Origin of the sequence: Cecembia rubra, from assembly GCF_003014575.1 — a bacterium.
In the GTDB taxonomy this organism is placed as follows: Bacteria; Bacteroidota; Bacteroidia; order Cytophagales; family Cyclobacteriaceae; genus Cecembia_A; species Cecembia_A rubra.
In genome coordinates this window covers 79,273-96,485 of the sequence record NZ_PYGF01000008.1, presented here as the reverse complement: position 1 = coordinate 96,485, position 17,213 = coordinate 79,273, and the positions used below count along the sequence as shown (strand labels likewise).

General features: G+C 39.4%; 14 protein-coding genes. 8 read left to right on the top strand and 6 right to left on the bottom strand.

The annotated features are described in order from the left end of the window. Window positions 1-5: 5 nt before the first annotated feature. Together CLV48_RS14290 and CLV48_RS14285 are read left to right on the top strand one after the other, a co-directional pair. Window positions 6-854, top strand: coding sequence for a peptidyl-prolyl cis-trans isomerase (locus tag CLV48_RS14290; protein WP_245889567.1), 849 nt, complete (start codon window positions 6-8; stop codon window positions 852-854). Further along, window positions 832-2,223 (top strand): peptidylprolyl isomerase, encoded by a 1,392-nt coding sequence (locus CLV48_RS14285; protein ID WP_245889566.1) that lies wholly within the window; start codon window positions 832-834, stop codon window positions 2,221-2,223. Before CLV48_RS14290 ends, CLV48_RS14285 begins: the two co-directional genes overlap by 23 nt. A gap of 54 nt (window positions 2,224-2,277) precedes the next feature. Here the strand turns inward: CLV48_RS14285 and CLV48_RS14280 are convergent, their stop codons facing one another. From CLV48_RS14280 to panC, 6 genes are all read right to left on the bottom strand, one after another. Continuing rightward, complete coding sequence (locus CLV48_RS14280) at window positions 2,278-3,204, bottom strand: helix-turn-helix domain-containing protein (RefSeq protein WP_106567978.1); 927 nt, start codon at window positions 3,202-3,204, stop codon at window positions 2,278-2,280. A 141-nt stretch (window positions 3,205-3,345) separates the two neighbouring features. Continuing rightward, window positions 3,346-4,485: an acyl-CoA dehydrogenase gene (locus tag CLV48_RS14275; RefSeq protein WP_106567977.1), complete on the bottom strand. Its 1,140-nt coding sequence runs from the start codon at window positions 4,483-4,485 to the stop codon at window positions 3,346-3,348. A 115-nt stretch (window positions 4,486-4,600) separates the two neighbouring features. Beyond that, window positions 4,601-5,287 carry a zinc metallopeptidase gene (locus CLV48_RS14270; RefSeq protein ID WP_106567976.1) on the bottom strand — a complete coding sequence of 229 codons (687 nt, stop codon included), beginning with the start codon at window positions 5,285-5,287 and terminating at the stop codon, window positions 4,601-4,603. A gap of 34 nt (window positions 5,288-5,321) precedes the next feature. Next, a complete protein-coding gene (locus tag CLV48_RS14265) occupies window positions 5,322-6,323 on the bottom strand; it encodes a lysylphosphatidylglycerol synthase transmembrane domain-containing protein (protein ID WP_106567975.1) in 1,002 nt (333 codons plus the stop codon). A 1-nt stretch (window position 6,324) separates the two neighbouring features. Further along, window positions 6,325-6,672, bottom strand: coding sequence for an aspartate 1-decarboxylase (gene panD, locus CLV48_RS14260; protein WP_106567974.1), 348 nt, complete (start codon window positions 6,670-6,672; stop codon window positions 6,325-6,327). A 21-nt stretch (window positions 6,673-6,693) separates the two neighbouring features. Beyond that, on the bottom strand, window positions 6,694-7,542 hold the full coding sequence (gene panC, locus CLV48_RS14255; protein WP_106567973.1) for a pantoate--beta-alanine ligase: 849 nt from the start codon (window positions 7,540-7,542) through the stop codon (window positions 6,694-6,696). Window positions 7,543-7,666: 124 nt separating this feature from the next. Between panC and CLV48_RS14250 the strand changes: the two genes are divergently transcribed. From CLV48_RS14250 to CLV48_RS14225, 6 genes are all read left to right on the top strand, one after another. Beyond that, complete coding sequence (locus CLV48_RS14250; protein WP_106567972.1) at window positions 7,667-8,479, top strand: glycogen/starch synthase; 813 nt, start codon at window positions 7,667-7,669, stop codon at window positions 8,477-8,479. Continuing rightward, complete coding sequence (locus CLV48_RS14245) at window positions 8,439-9,806, top strand: DUF4270 family protein (protein WP_245889565.1); 1,368 nt, start codon at window positions 8,439-8,441, stop codon at window positions 9,804-9,806. The genes CLV48_RS14250 and CLV48_RS14245 overlap by 41 nt, the downstream gene beginning before the upstream one ends. Before the next feature lie 129 nt (window positions 9,807-9,935). Next, on the top strand, window positions 9,936-11,777 hold the full coding sequence (gene glmS / locus CLV48_RS14240) for a glutamine--fructose-6-phosphate transaminase (isomerizing) (RefSeq protein ID WP_106567970.1): 1,842 nt from the start codon (window positions 9,936-9,938) through the stop codon (window positions 11,775-11,777). 329 nt (window positions 11,778-12,106) lie between these two features. Beyond that, window positions 12,107-14,695, top strand: coding sequence for a M14 family metallopeptidase (locus tag CLV48_RS14235; RefSeq protein ID WP_106568085.1), 2,589 nt, complete (start codon window positions 12,107-12,109; stop codon window positions 14,693-14,695). Between the two features lie 671 nt (window positions 14,696-15,366). Next, entirely contained in the window at window positions 15,367-15,912 is a 546-nt protein-coding gene (locus CLV48_RS14230; protein WP_170069032.1) for a DUF3575 domain-containing protein, read from the top strand. 40 nt (window positions 15,913-15,952) lie between these two features. Further along, entirely contained in the window at window positions 15,953-16,612 is a 660-nt protein-coding gene (locus CLV48_RS14225; RefSeq protein ID WP_106567968.1) for a hypothetical protein, read from the top strand. Window positions 16,613-17,213 lie beyond the last annotated feature (601 nt).

Here is a 17,213-nt window from a genome sequence, read left to right as displayed (position 1 = left end):
TAAGCTTGGCTTTATTATTTGCCATTACTGCCTCTTGTGATCTTTTTCGGTTCAAATCTGATGGAGAAGAAGATGCAGATCCCATCGTTGCATCTATTGATCAACAAGTACTGAGAAAATCGGATCTTGCTTCTGTTAATACAAAGGAATTATCCCCAACTGACAGCAGCAGCATCATAAACCGATATATACAGTCTTGGATAAGAAAGCACCTAATGATCAAAGAGGCATCGCGTTCCATGACCTTTGATGAAGCTGAAATCAATAGAAAACTCTTGGATTATAAGTATGCTTTAATGGTGTATGAATTTGAAAAAGCATATTTGGACAGAAACCTGGACACTAAAATTCCAGAAAGGGAAATTGAAAAATATTATGATAGCAACAAAGAAAATTTTAACCTCAAGGAGATCATTATAAGGGTAAATTTTGTAAAAATTGAAAGAAACCATCCTCAAAACCGGAATTTGGAAAGGTTATTGAGGCTTGAAGAAAGAGATCAGAGGGAGGCCTTAAACAAAATTGTCCTAGATCATGCTGCCAATTATTTCATTGAGGACGCTACCTGGGTAAAAATAGATGAAATCATCGTCAATACGCCTTTGGCAAGTAGCCCCAATTTGGTAGGCCTGCTAAGAAATAACAAATTGATACTCGTTGAAGACGAGAGATTTAAATACTATTTTAGGATTTTGGAATATAAGTTGGCCGATCAAATTCCTCCTTTAGAATTTGTCAGAGATGAAATTTACCAAATTCTCCTCAACAAAAAGAAAATCCAACTCGTCGAGGAATTACAAAAAGAAATATATAACCGTGCACTTGAAAACAATGAGTTTAGAATATATGAATAAATGGAAGTACCTCCTGATCATTTTACTTGTCTTACAGATAACGTCAGTCAAAGCACAGGAAAATGTTCAAAATAATAATCCGACCACCGGGCAGGTATTAGATAAAATTGTTGCCAAGGTCAACAATTATATTCTGCTTGAATCAGATGTTCAGAAGGCTTATTTAGAGGCAATCGCACAATCACAACAAGGCTTTGAAGTCCCTACCAGATGTGATGTGTTTGAATCCTTACTCATCAATAAACTAATGGTCGCCAAAGCAGAATTGGACTCTGTGATGGTATCAGATGCAGAAGTGATGCTTCAAGCCGATCAGAGGTTTAATATGATTATGGCCCAGTTTGGTGGGGATGAAAGTATTATTGCAGAAGTATATGGTAAAACAGCTGATCAGCTTAAGGCCGAAATAGAAGAGCCTATCCGGGAGCAGCTTATCATAAATAAGATGCAGGCAAAGATCACTGAAGGTTTGGCAGTTTCCCCTGCAGAAGTAAGAAAGTTTTTCAATTCTATCCCAAGAGATTCTCTACCATTCTTTTCAGCAGAAGTGGTTGTTGGACAGATTGTAAAAAAACCAGAGGTCAACCCAACAGTAAAAAAAGAAATTGAAAACCGTTTAAAAGGTTACAAGCAAAGTATTCTGGACGGATCGGCAGATTTCCAAACCCTTGCCAGGCAATATTCCGAAGATCCAGGCTCAGCCATGATGGGCGGTGAACTGGGTTTTTTCAGAAGAGGTGAATTGGCGCCTGAATATGAAGCCACTTCTTTGGGATTGAAACCAGGAGAAATCAGTGACCCTGTTGAGACAATGTTCGGCTTTCACATGATCCAATTGCTTGAAAGAAGGGGGAATACTTATAACACACGTCATATCCTGCTCAGACCCATGCCTTCAGAGGAAGACATCAGGAAAGCAGAAAGATATGTAGATAGCCTAAGAACACAAATTCTTGAGAAAAAAATTGACTTTTCAAAAGCTGCTAAGGAATATTCAGATGACAGATCAACATCCGACAATGGTGGGTTCTTTGTTGACCCTCAAAACGGTTCCAATAGACTTACTTTGAGGACCCTGGAAGACCCTGTACTCTATTTCACTATTGATACCATGAAAGTTGGTTCAATTACCGCTCCCATGCGATTTGAAGACGAAAGGGAAGGTACAAAAGTGAGGATTCTATACTATAAGCAAAGATTCCCCGCTCATAGAGCCAACATGGATGATGATTACGAAAAGCTAAAGGCAGCAGCAAGAAGGAAAAAGGAGGAAGGCATCTTAAGCCGCTGGTTCCTTACTGCAAAAGAAGATGTTTTTATTGATATTGATCCAGCCTACGACCGGTGCGAGGCACTAAAGGATAAATAAAAAAAGCCGCCTGATTTGATTCTTAAAAGGCGGCTTTTTTTATGATTTATACTGCTAAACATTTATAAGAGATTCTCTTCTCCTCATTTTGCCTGCAGGCAAGCCATACATCATTTTAAACCTTCTACAGAAATAGGCCGTATCCTTATATCCTACCTCTTTACCAATATCCCTGATGCTTTTCTTTGAAGTTCTAAGAAGCTCTACAGCAGCTTCCATTCTCTGATATTCTATGTAATCCTGTGGATTGATGCCTGTCAACATTTTGAAGTACTGCCCCACATAATCTTCTGAAACGTTGGCAACTTTTGCCAAAACCTTATTGGAAAGGTCACCTCCTATATTTTTCTTGATATAATTGAACAGGTCAATCAACCTAGGGTCTTTAAAATATGTACTGTTAGTGGACAGCTCCTCCATGAATAATCTGTTCTTCAGAATGTGTCGGACTATCTCTATCACCAATAATTCTGCATGGATTTTCAACACCCTTTCTTTTCCCGGTATATTCTGCTCACTTTCTTTGACAAGATCCTCCACAATGGTGGCAAGCCTATCATTGAACCTTATCGCAAATGGAGGTATCCCAAGGGAGTTGAAAAAATTTACCACATCAAATACCTTTGCTTCAATGTTTACCACTGAAACACAATCTTCATCAAGGCTTTTTATTTCTTTGAAACTGATAGTTTGAAGGTATTTTCTTTTATTATCAACAAAACTCTCATTGGTAATTTCACCCTTCTTTCCTACAGACCCGAAAGATATTGAGGTCTTTCTTCCAGATGGGATAAAAAGCATTTCACCTTCATTGATAAGCTCCTGTTCATCACCAAACTTCAAAACCCCTTGATGTAACAAAATCAAAGTATTATCTGTGTCTTGGTAGTCCAAAACAGACACTGATTTTTCAATTTTGTAATTATTGCCTTTTAAGAAGCGGACTCCAACCGATTCTATGACTTTATTGTAATATTCCATGTTGCCTCTAGGTTTAAGTTTGAGTGTAAAAGTAGGATAAATTTCAACAATCGTAGGGAAAAATTAGATAAAAAATTTGAATATGAAAGAAAAAAGGCATAAAAATTATATTTTATGCCTTTTTTTGAAATTATACGGGGATTATCTTAAAAGGCTCCTCGATATAACTATTTTTTGAATTTCGCTGGTACCTTCATAAATCTGGGTAATTTTTGCATCTCTCATTAACCTTTCCACATGGTACTCCTTTACATACCCATAACCTCCATGAACCTGAACCGCCTCAATGGTAACATTCATTGCAACTTCAGACGCATATAATTTGGCCATTGCACTGGCATAAGCATAATCCTGACCCTGGTCTTTTAGCCAGGCAGATTTAAGCACCAAGAGTCTTGCTGCTTCAATCTGAGTTGCCATATCAGCCAACTTAAATTGTATGGCCTGATGCTGGGAAATAGGTTTTCCAAAAGCTTTTCTTTCTTTTGAATAAGCAACGGCCAATTCGTATGCCCCAGAAGCAATACCCAGAGCCTGAGCAGCAATACCTATCCTCCCACCATTAAGTGTCTCCATGGCAAATGTAAATCCAAACCCCTCCTCCCCGATGCGGTTTTCCACAGGTACCTTTACATCTGTAAACATCAATGAGTGTGTATCAGATCCTCGGATTCCTAATTTATCTTCTTTCTTACCGATGAGGAATCCATCCCAGCCCTTTTCAACGATAAATGCAGAAATGCCTTTGTGCCCTTTTGAAATGTCTGTCTGGGCAATAACCAAATAAACAGAAGCCGAAGACCCATTGGTGATCCAGTTTTTGGTACCATTAAGTATATAATGATCTCCCCTGAGCTCGGCTGTTGTTTTTTGGGAAGTAGCATCCGAACCTGCTTCTGGCTCCGATAAACAAAATGCTCCAATGATTTCTCCAGCAGCTAATCTTTTTAGGTATTTTTCTTTTTGGCTTTCGGTACCATATTTTTCCAATCCCCAGCAGACCAAGGAATTGTTAACCGACATGGAAACAGAGGCCGAGGCATCTATTTTGGAGATCTCTTCCATGGCCAGTACATAAGAAATGGTATCCATTCCTCCACCGTTGTATTTGGGATCCACCATCATTCCCATAAAGCCCAATTCTCCCATTTTTTTGATCTGTTCAAATGGAAACTTGGCTTCTGTATCTCTTTCAATTACCCCTGGCAGCAATTCTGCCTGGGCAAAATCCCTGGCAGCATCCCTGACAGCAATGTGCTCTTCTGTAAGTTCAAAATGCATAATGTATCGATATTTGGGTTTTACTTTTTTCCGCTTGGAAGTTAGTTACAAAAAAAATAAGGGACAATTACTTGTCCCTTAAATGTAAACTCAAATGGGTTAAAATAGTTTCTTCTTATTCTCTGTTTCCAAAAAATACCCAAATGTAATAGGCCAATGTCGCCAAAGAAGCAAGTGCTGCAACTACATAGGTCATGGCAGCCCACTTTAAAGCGTCTTTGGACATGCCATATTCTTCTCTTGTAACAATATTCCTGTCCCTCACCCAAGCCAAAGCCCTTGCAGAAGCATCAAATTCCACAGGCAAGGTCACAAGGGTAAATAAAGTCATGACGCCATAAGCTCCCACTACGATGGCACCGATCAGCTCAACCGGGAACCCAAGGGCAAAACCACCAAAAAGTGAGGCAATCAAAACCACATTGAGAATTTTTCCACTGATATTCTGCATAGGAACCATGGCGGATCTCATTTTCAGCCAAGAATAAGCTGTAGCATGCTGAATAGCATGTCCACATTCGTGAGCAGCAACAGCAGCAGCGGCAGCATTTCTACCATAATACACATCCGGGCTGAGATTGACCGTTTTGTTCATGGGGTTATAATGGTCGGTCAACTGTCCTTCTACAGAAATCACCTGCACATCCCTTACATTATGATCGGCAAGCATCAGCTCAGCAATCTCTTTTCCCGAAAGATTGGCATGAAGAGAAGTCTGTGAATACTTTCTGAATTTACTTTTTAGCCTGTTGCTGACTACAAATCCAAGAATGGCAAATACAACGACAATGAGTATAATCATAGCTATTTAAATTTTTGCTTTTGTAATTACGAATTTAATAAGTTTTGGATGCCTTTTGCGCAGTAATTTTAAAGAAAAATCCCAATGTAACCAGTCCCACTATTATAATTGTCAATACTTGACTGCTATGGATGATTACCGCGAAAATTTTTCCTTGTTCATCGCTTAATCCATATGCCATCAAAATAAAGGCCACTAATGCATGGAAGGTACCAATACCGCCCTGAACAGGGGCAACCATGCCAATACTTCCCATTACCATCACAATTAACACCGCACTCAATGACAGACTGGCAGTCGTAGGTATAGCCCAGACTACAAAAAGCATCATCAGGTAATAAATCAACCATATTACAATTGAACTTGTCCAAAAGCCCATTTGGTTTTTAACTTTTCTCAAGCTAATGAATCCCTGAACCAAATCCCTTAAAAAATGTCTGACCTTTCTCAAGAGGCTGCTGTCTCTGTATTTTTGGAAGACATAGTAAAAAAAGAGAACTGCAACAATACCGCCCCCAAAAACCAAAGGAAGGGACTGGCCAATTCTTGTCAACAAATCTTCCAATGAAACCAAATCGCCTATCAAAGTTAGAAACATTTTATTTTCCAGCCCAAATGCCATTAATACAGTAATCATCATAAACAGCAGGTCTATAGTTCTTTCAAGGATGACCGTACCCAGTAATTTACCCATTTGCTGCCCTTCCGTTTTGGCCAAAATACCACAACGTGCCACTTCACCTGCCCGAGGCACCAAAAGATTGGCCAAATAACCAATCATAAGCGCCACAAATGCCCTCCAAGCGGAGATTTTAACCCTCTCTCCTGCTTCAATCAAAAGCCCCCATCTCCAGGCACGGATCCAATAACCAAGTAAGGAGACGATTACTGAAAGACCAATCCACAAAAATGAAGTTTCCCGTAGCGCTGCTTTCAGGCTATTCAGGCTTAAATCTTTATATAAAAACCAAAAGATCCAGACAGCCACCACCAATGAGAGTACTACCTGGATCCATTGTTTGAAATTGAGTCTCACTTTAAATCAGTTTATTATGATCATCTGGAAATATGACGATTGGCTTGTACTTTTTAGCTTCCTCAAACTCCATGGAACAATAAGAGATAATGATTACAACATCTCCTACTTGTGCTTTTCTGGCGGCAGGGCCATTGAGGCAGATCATGCCACTACCTCTTTCACCTTTGATGACATAAGTCTCCAGTCGTTCCCCATTATTGACATTGACGACCTGAACCTTTTCATTTTCAATGATATTGGCGGCGTCCATTAGGTCTTCATCTACCGTGATGCTTCCCACGTAATGTAACTCTGCCTGCGTAATTTTAACCCTGTGGATTTTAGATTTTAATAGTTGGATTTGCATTGCTTGAAATTTTGCGCAAAACTAATGATTTACCGAAATATTATCTATTAATCTCACATCACCCACATATGCAGCTGTACATATAGACAGGGAAATGCCTTCCTGTAAGCTTTCAAGAACTGTCATTTTATCAGAATCTACCAATTCAAAATACTCGAGCTCTACTTCTGGGGTCTGTTGAAACTGATTTTCAACTTCGGATTTGATTGTAAACCAGCTCTCCCCCTTCAAAAGTTCAGTTTTAGCAAAGGAAAGGGATTTGTAAAGCACCAAAGCATTCTCTCTTTGAACAGGACTTAACCTCAGATTCCTGGAGGAAAGGGCAAGCCCAGAGGCCTCCCTTACTGTAGGGACAACGATAATTTCCACATCAAAAGAAAGGTCCTTTACGAGTCTTTTGATAACGGCCACTTGCTGCAAATCCTTCTGCCCGAAGTAGGCTTTATGAGGTTTAACAATATTTAACAGCTTAGAAACCACAATCCCAACCCCATTAAAATGACCTGGTCTAAAAGATCCTTCAAGGACCCTTTCCAAATCTCCAAAATCAATTTTAATTAAAGGAGACTCAGGATAAACCTCTTGATTATCAGGAACAAACACAGCATCTACCCCGATATTTTTCAATAAATCCAAGTCTTTGTCCAATGTTTTGGGGTATTTGGCAAAATCATCAGGATTATTGAATTGCGTAGGATTGACAAATATAGAGACGATGACAATATCAGAATTTTCTTTGGCTTTTCTTACCAAATCCAAATGCCCTTCATGAAGCGCTCCCATTGTAGGTACCAAACCAACTGTTGTTTGGCTATTTGGCAGACTGAGTAGAAATTTTTTGACTGCATCCTTGGTAGGTAGGATCTTCACAGAATTGTATTTTATAAATGTAAAATAGAGGCAAAACTATGTTATAATCCAGAAAAACAATGGCTTTACCGTATTTTTTTTGTAACTTTGTGCGTTAATTATCCCTCAACAAAAACAACAAGGTATGTCAAAACTTCGTATCCTCTACGTTGCAAGTGAAATCAACCCATTTCTTCAAACCTCTGAGGTAGCCAATTTCGTGAGGGCCCTTCCACAGGCCATGCAGGAAAAAGGAATGGAAATCCGTATTCTTGTTCCCAGATTTGGATTAATCAATGAAAGAAAGAACAGGTTGCATGAGGTGGTTAGGCTTTCTGGAATCAATATTGCCGTAGGAGATGAAGAAAAACCCTTGATTATCAAGGTAGCTTCTATTCCAAATGCAAAGCTTCAGGTATATTTTATTGACAACGAAGATTACTTCCAAAGAAAGAGTGTATTCTTCGACAAGCAGGAAAGGTTCTACGAAGACAATGATGAAAGGGCGATTTTCTTCTGCAAAGGAGTAATCGAAACTGTCAAAAAATTGGGCTGGGCGCCAGATGTAGTTCACTGTAATGATTGGATGACCAGTCTGATACCTATGTATCTTAAAACGACTTATAAAAACGAGCCATTATTTAAGGACACAAAATCCGTATTCACTATTTACAATACCGGATTTAACCATAAATTTGGCGACGATTTGTTGGAGAAAGTCAAAATGGTAGATATTGATGATTCTATTTTGGCACCTCTCAAATCGAAAGACTACGAAGGCTTCCTTAAAATTGGAATGGAATATGCGGACGTGGTCATTAAAAGTGAAGAAATATCTGAAAACCTAAGCCAACTCATTGAAGAGTGCTCAAAAGACAAGAAGTGTGAGATCAACAGCGAAGAAGAAGACCAACTTTTTGAAAGTTATTACAACATATATACTGACCTTGCCGGCTAAACTGGCTTTTGGTCTGTTGATTATCTTTCCGATATTAAGTTCATGTGAGGACCCTTCCAACATTGGCTTGGAGCTGGATCCCAATAACAATCAGATAGGGGTATTTTATCAGGAAATACCTTTATCTGCTTTTGTTATCCAACAAGACTCCCTCATCACCACCAATACCGACATCCTGGTTTTTGGTAGTGACGAAGGAGATTTCTTTGGAAAAACCGATGCCATTGCTTATTCCAGATTATTATTCAACAGGGATCTTTCCAGGCCGCAACCGAATGCGGTATTGGATTCAGTCAGGTTCAATTTCAATTTGGCATTTGTCAATGCTGATGACTTGACCAGCCCCAAAACCTTACAAGTACACCGGCTGAACGAGCAAATCAGAGATATTAGCTACTACAGTTTCAGCAGCTTGGACTTTGAGGAAGATCCGATTTTTACTGCTTCATTTAATTTCTCTGAAAAGCAAGATACTTTAGTTTTCGCCAAACTGAATGAAAATCCGTTTGCTTTGGATTTATTTGAAGCTTTAAAAAATGGTTCTGCATTCACAGATGTCTTTACCTTCAGAGAATTCCTTCCCGGCATTGTTTTCAAAGGTGCAAAAGATGAGAAAGTTTCATTTTCCCTTTTACCGGGAAACAATTCTGGTTTTGTGTTCTTTTTCAGAAATGAAGGGGACACCGTTTCCCGAGCCTATCCAATTGCAACAGGTGTAAATTCCAATTCTGCCAGACATTTCAATCAAATCATCAATGATCCAACTGGGACACCGGTTGAGGCAATAACAGAAAAATTTGTCACCTATGATTTGGGAAGCCGTGCAGGGTCAAAAAATAATACAGGATTTTTGGTTAAATTGGACACAAGCCCTTTGGATGCTTTTTTGGATACTTTGAGGAATGTTACCTTCAACCAGGTCATTTTAGAATTAGGCCCTCTTAAAAGAAATATAGCTACCAATCGCCCTCCACAATTCCTTCAGATGTTTTTCACTAACGAGACCAACCGAGTCTTATTAAGGGAAGATGGAAGGGTAATGGCTGTTCAACCAGATGGAAGACCGCAGGTAGACCCAGTAACCAAAGAACCTCTTTATACAGACTCCCCTGCCTTATTGGCACATGATAGGGAAAAAAATATCTACAGACAGTTTCTTACATCTCATGTAAATGCTATCTACAGAGGCTCTATAGAAAGGAGAGATTTTATTTTGTACCCATTGGTAGGAAGATCTGATGAATACAGACAATCCCTAAGAGAATTTGTCCTGGACTCTAGAAGTCCAGTCCTTAAAATATATTACTCTAAAACGAGGGCTTTCTAGCTAGAAAGTCCTCGTTTTTTTAAATAAGTCAATTTTAATATATTCGTATTTTAACAAAGTTGGCTATTTGGCTGACTTTTTGTTAAGTTTGCTTTTCTATAAATAATCAATTTTTAAAAATTTTTACAAATGTGTGGAATTGTCGCTTATGTAGGGCAGCAGGAAGCATTGCCCATCATCATCAAAGGACTTAAAAGATTGGAATACCGAGGCTACGACAGTGCAGGAGTAGCTTTGTTAAATTCAGATGGACTCAGCATTTACAAAAAGAAAGGGAAAGTCTCTGAATTGGAAAATCATCTCAATGGTTTCAGCAACCTCACTTCTAAAATAGGCATAGGTCATACACGCTGGGCTACACATGGAGAACCCAATGATGTGAATGCTCACCCACATTACTCTTCCAGTGAAAAGTTTGCCATGATCCATAATGGCATCATTGAAAACTATGACGTTCTGAAAAAGGACCTGATCAACAAAGGATATAAATTCCAGTCTGAAACGGATTCTGAGGTTTTCATCAAGTTTATTGAAGACATTTATGTCAATAACCACTGCACTTTGGAAGAAGCTGTAAGATTGGCACTTCATAAAGTGGTAGGTGCTTATGCCATCGTGATCATTAACATGGAAGAACCTGATACCCTGATTGCAGCCAGAAAAGGTTCTCCCTTGGTGATTGGGGTGGGTGACAATGAATATTTTCTTGCATCAGACGCTACACCAATCATAGAATACACCAAGCAAGTGGTGTATTTAGATGATTATGAAATTGCCGTAATCCGGGAGAACAAACTTCAGATCAAAACCATCGAAAATGTAGAAACCAATCCATATATCAACCAACTTGAAATGGAATTGGAAGCCATTGAAAAGGGTGGTTATGAGCATTTCATGCTAAAAGAAATCAATGAACAGCCAAGATCCATAGCAGACTGTATGCGTGGAAGACTGGACGCCAATAATGGCAGATTGGTTCTTGGAGGCTTAAGGGATTACATGAATAAATTCCAGAATGCAGACAGGATCATCATTACCGCCTGTGGTACATCTTGGCATGCTGGATTGGTAGCAGAATACCTTTTCGAAGAATTTGCCAGAATTCCTGTGGAGGTGGAATATGCCTCAGAATTCAGGTACAGAAACCCTGTCATCAATGAAAAGGATTTTGTGATTGCCATTTCTCAATCCGGAGAGACTGCAGATACTTTGGCCGCTATAGAACTGGCCAAATCCAAAGGAGCAACTATTTTTGGAGTATGCAATGTGGTAGGTTCTTCCATTGCAAGAGCAACACATGCAGGTTCATATACCCACGCGGGACCTGAGATAGGTGTTGCATCTACGAAGGCATTCACAGCTCAGATTTCAGTGCTTACCATGATGGCACTTAAACTTGGATATCAAAGGGGAACCCTTTCTGAAAACAGGTACATGCAATTGTTGAGCGAACTGGAAACCATTCCTTCCAAGGTAGAAAGAGCCCTTCAACTGAATGATAAGATCAAGGAAATTGCCGCTGAATTCAAAGACTCCAGGAACTTCCTGTATCTGGGAAGGGGATACAATTTTCCGGTAGCATTGGAAGGTGCTTTAAAATTGAAAGAGATTTCCTACATCCATGCAGAAGGGTATCCAGCAGCAGAGATGAAGCATGGCCCAATTGCTTTAATCGATGAAGAAATGCCAGTGGTATTCATTGCCACCAAAGACAGTTCCTATGAAAAAGTGGTGAGCAATATCCAAGAGGTAAAAGCCAGAAAGGGAAAAATCATTGCAGTGGTGACTGAGGGCGACACTTCAGTTAAGCATATGGCAGATTATGTGATTGAGATTCCTGAAACAGAGGAAGCATTTGTTCCCTTGATTTCAGTGGTTCCATTGCAACAGCTTTCTTATCACATTGCTGTCATGAGAGGCTGTAATGTGGATCAGCCAAGAAACCTGGCCAAATCTGTGACAGTGGAATAAAACAAAGTATTTTAAGACAACATCATGAAGGCCATGCAGAATTGTATGGCCTTTCTTTTTGATCCCTGTTCGTTTTTTTACACAAAGGGTATTGTTAAGGTGTTTCCTATTGGCCAATTTGGAAGAAATTTGGTAAGTTCAATCCATCTAATTACCATTGACAGATGTTTACGTCGCTCTGAGTGAAGCGAAGAGTCCCCTCTTAAATGGAAGATACCCTAAAGGATCGGGGCAGGCTTTCGACTCCGCAGGCTCCGTCTCAGTATGACGGCACACTCGATGTCATAATCTTTTCTGTAAATGCAAAAATTTATAATCTCAACATGACCATGAAAAAACATTCTGTATTGTTGCTGCTGTTTTTTTTGGCGGCTTTTATCAGCTTTGCACAAAAAAGTCCGAAAGAAACAGCTGATATTTCCCTGGATTATTACCTTCCTTCCAATTTCACCTATGATGAAAAAATCCCCACGCCAAAACAGGTCTTGGGTTTTGAAGTAGGAGAATGGAATGTGGATTATGAGCAATTGATCCGGTATTTTGAAAAACTGGCGGCAAATTCTCCAAGGATAAGTTTTGAAGTTTTTGGTTATTCTTATGAAAAAAGACCTCAGGTATTGTTGACCATTACCCATCCTGACAACCTTCAAAAGATCGATGAAATCAAAGCAGAAAGACAAAAATTAAAAGACCCCAATGCAAGTTTGAATTTCGATAATATGCCTTTGGTATTACAGGCGGGGTATTCGGTTCATGGGAATGAAGCAAGCGGCATCAATTCTTCTCTTTTGGCTGCTTACCATTTCGCAGCTGCTAATGAAATTGCCGAAGACCTGAAAAACATTATCATTCTTATTGATCCATCACTTAATCCTGACGGTTATAGCCGCTATTCTACTTGGGTCAATTCCCATCGTTCTTATAACCTAAACGGGGACCCAAATACCCGTGAACTTTCAGAGGCCTGGCCAGGGGGAAGAGGAAATCATTATTGGTTTGATCTTAATCGGGATTGGTTATTGGTCCAGCATCCCGAATCACAAAATAGGGTAAAGAAATTTCAGGAATGGTTGCCCAATATTTATTTGGACTATCATGAAATGGGCAGTAATGCTACCTTCTTTTTCCAACCAGGTATTCCTAGCAGAGACCATCCATTGATTCCAAAGAAGACAGTAGAGCTGACTGAAAAAATAGCACAGTACCATGTTAAAGCCATGGAGGAAATCGGCTCACTCTATTATGCTAAAGAAAGTTTTGATGAATATTATTTTGGTTATGGATCTACCTACCCAGACATTCAGGGTTCCATTGGGATTCTCTTTGAACAAGCTTCCTCCCGCGGACATTTACAGGAAAGCAACTATGGACCTTTGACCTTTGCATTTACTATCAGGAACCAGTTTAGGGTGAGTATCAGCTCATTTGAAGCTGCAAAAGAAATGCGTAAGGAAATTAACCAGTCTATGCATAATTTCTTCAAATCCGCAATTCAGGAAGCAAGGTCAGATACGGATCAGGCATACATTTTTGGGTCCACAACAGACGTGGCCAGAAGTTACCATTTGGCTGAAATGATCAAGCATCATGCAATTGATATTTTTTCACTTAATGAAGACATTATTGTCAATGGTGTCCCTTTTGCCAAGGGGCATTCCTACATTGTTCCTCTTAATCAGCCCCAATACAGGTTGATAAAGGCAATTTTTGAAACCCGGAATTCGTTCCGGGACAGTCTTTTCTATGATGTGTCTGCCTGGACCATGCCGATGGCATTCAACCTGGATTACATGGCACTCAGCAGTCGAATCTTGAACCTGGCCAATGTGAGTCCATTGGATAAAAACTTCTCCTTGCCGGCCGGTATTGTAAAAGGAGAAAAAGAAGCCTATGCTTATGGTTTTGGATGGGAGGGGTACTATACCCCAAAAGCGGCTTATGAACTGATGCAAAAAGGTTATTTGGTAAGGGTAAGTCATGAACCCATTAACCTGGCAGATAAAACTGTACTTCAGCGTGGCAGCATTTTGGTCAGCATGCCAAGAGATCCAAAAGAAAAAAACCCAAAAGACCTTGATAATGAACTGGAAAAAATCGCTAAGGCAACAGGGCTGACCTTCCATTCCATCCAATCAGGATATACTGGAGGGATTAACCTGGGCTCCCCGGAGATTGATGTACTGAAAAAGCCGGAAATGGCTCTTTTAGTAGGCACAGGCGTGGTAAGTTTGGAAGCTGGAGAAATCTGGCACCTGATGGATCAGCGTATGGATGTACCCATTACCCTCTTACCAACAGAACGCCTGGCCCAGACAGATCTTAGCCGATACAATGTCATAGTCATGCCCAATGGCACATATAACACCTTTGGGAAAGAAGAAGCGGAAAAAATCAAATCCTGGACAGCTTCTGGAGGCACCTTGATCGCAAGAGGCAATGCCCTTACTTGGCTCAACAAACAGGAATTGGTCAAACTCGAGTTCAAAGAAGATAAGGAAGCAGAAGAGAAAAAGCCAGCGCAGCCTTATGCGGACTTTACCAAAAACACTGGAGCAAGAATGACCAGTGGTACTATTTTTCATGCCAACCTGGACATTACCCATCCTTTGGGATATGGATATGACAAAGGGGCCATTTACACTTTTAGGAATTCCAATCAATTCCTACTGCCGGCCAAAAATCCGTACGCCAATCCCATGGTGTACACAGACAAGCCCCTAGCAAGTGGCTATGTCCATCCCGAAAACCTGGAAAAGATCAAAAACACAGCAGTGGTTCAGGTCAAAAGATTGGGCAGCGGTAGGGTAGTTGCTTTGGTGGACAATCCAAATTTCAGGGCAGCCTGGCACGGAACCAACAAATTGTTCCTTAATGCGGTATTCTTTGGACAGATTATCAAATCCGGCACAGCAGATTGATTTTAATTCCCTCCAAGAGATTAGGATTCTTGGAGGGGATTTTTTCCTACAAAATTATTAGCTAACCCTTCGGTATCATGCACGCAACAAAATTATAATTTTGATTTAGTGTCATTTATTTTCTGGAATTGCTTTATTTAATTTTCTTGGTTAAAGTATACAAAGCCATGAACATTTTTTTTTGAATTTTTAAATCATTTCCCCAAACGTTCAAACCAGGTCTGGATCCCATCGGACAGCAAAAATAACCGCTGCCAAGTACTCCTTAAGCTACAAATAGAATAAAATCAACGAATTATACAGGCCCAAGGATGTGTTATAAAGAATACAATCTCACAAGAAAAAAGATTTTTACCAACTACTCCCTTCAAACCGGGCAGAATATCGTACCAAATAAAATCATACTATCCAAAATGAGGTTGGCCAGATGGATATTTAATATTTTTTCCAATAGGAACTATTTGGATACTTTAGTTAGCCAATAGTTGTGGTATCAATTGACCCACGATTTTTTAAGTACTAAAACATTTATGACTGATAATCAAATTGATACAATTATCTTAATTAGTTTTTTAGTTTAAAACTTTGATCAGTTAGTTTTATTTTCTTCTTTGCGTAATAATATAGTTTAAAACAGTAATATTTTAGTTTATTCCATAACCATTTTACTTTTGAAAAGAATATTATTAATCATTGCATTAGTATTTTGCAGTGCCCATCTGAGTGATGCTCAAACCCAAAATGTACTTCGGGTAAACTTCCTTAATCCCGCTGTTTCTTACGAAATGGCCACAGGGAAAAACACAACACTTGATACGTGTTTGGGGTTTGGATACAATTATTCCTATCCTGACCTGACATCTGCTTCAATAAGCGGAGTACAATACCTTTTCGCTATGTTTGTTGATGTTCAAGGTAGATATTATTACAATTTGTCCAAAAGAGAAGGAAATGGAAAACGCACCGACCGCAATAATGGGAACTTTATAGCGGCACGAATGCTTTACACCGGACCTGGTATTTCTCAGATATCTTCATTTGACCGGTTTGACAACAACTCTTTTGCCGTCGGTCCTACTTGGGGTTTACAGCGAACCTATGGAAACCGATTTAACCTGCTGTTTAGCGCAGGCCCGATATATTACTTTGATACTAAGGGTAATGGAAATATTTTTCCATTAAACCTAGAACTAAACCTTGGAATTAACCTCAATTAAATAATGGAGGTGGGATTGATCCACCGCCTGTTTTTTTTTAATGAAAAAATATTTGATCCTAATTTTTATTCCGTTACTGTTTTCTTGTAAAAACACGAAATTTTACCCGAAGCAGCGCTGCAGTGTCTGTCTTCAAGATGCTGACCAGGTACTTTTGGACTTTAGGATTCCGGGATTAACCTATAATGAAGAACAAAGGCTTTATCAAATCATTAGAAAACAATTTGCAAAAAGGGATGATATCTCATTTGGACTTCTGGAGGATTGGGATTATGAAATTACAGCCAATCAAATAAGGCTCCACGAAACTGTAAAATTAAAAGAGATCCTTGGCATAGACTATATTCTTCAGGTTGGATTAAAGGGGTTTAACAATTCTGAAGGAATAGACCTGTTGACACCCGACGAGAATCAAGGCCTATACCCTGTGCCTCGGGTGCCGGTAACCTCAAGTTCTACAGTAGAAATAAAACTGATAGATACCCAAAAAGGCAGTGAAGTATTTATTTTGGATTTACTTACTAAGACCATGGAGTTAGGACAGGACGGTAAGGATGGTTCAGCCTACTATTTTGATACTGGAACAGCTTGGGGTTCCATGAAATCGGGTACACGAAGAGGAAGCAAATACCTGCTTGCTGACTGTCAGTTTCCAAAAGGCAGGTATGTGAAATGGAGTAAAATTTTGCAATGGCTATAGATTCCATGCCGTTGGGAATTTATAATCCCGAACCGTGATACACAGTATTTAAAATACTGATTTTAATATAGATAGGAAGCTAAGGGATTAAAAACCCCTTTATAGCTTCTGAAATTATAATTTTCATGGAACAGGGAAGACAAATTGGCAATCTCTATGGTATTGTTGGATTGATCTGAAACGCTTATTTTTCTACCGAAGGGTTATCCCCTTGGGATTGACCAAGGATAAATTGTGACATAGGCACAAACTTTCGATAGAAAAAGTTCAAATATTATCCACCTTGCCTCTTAAATTCCGCGAAGCAGACTATGTGAACTATGTATCTATGTGGTAAAAAATCAAACGTAGCTGTTTGGAATTTTTAATCCCCTGTTCTCCACTTTCCTTGCGGATTAAAAATCTGCGGTATCGCTTTACGAAATTACAAATTCCGAGAAGCAAGAAATTCCGACATCCCCCTTCCGAAAACCCACTTTGGACAACCAAGCTGTTCGGGATTTACAATCCCGAACCGTGATACACAGTATTTAAAATACTGATTTTAATATAGATAGGAAGCTAAGGGATCAAAAACCCCTTTTATAGCTTCTGAAATTAT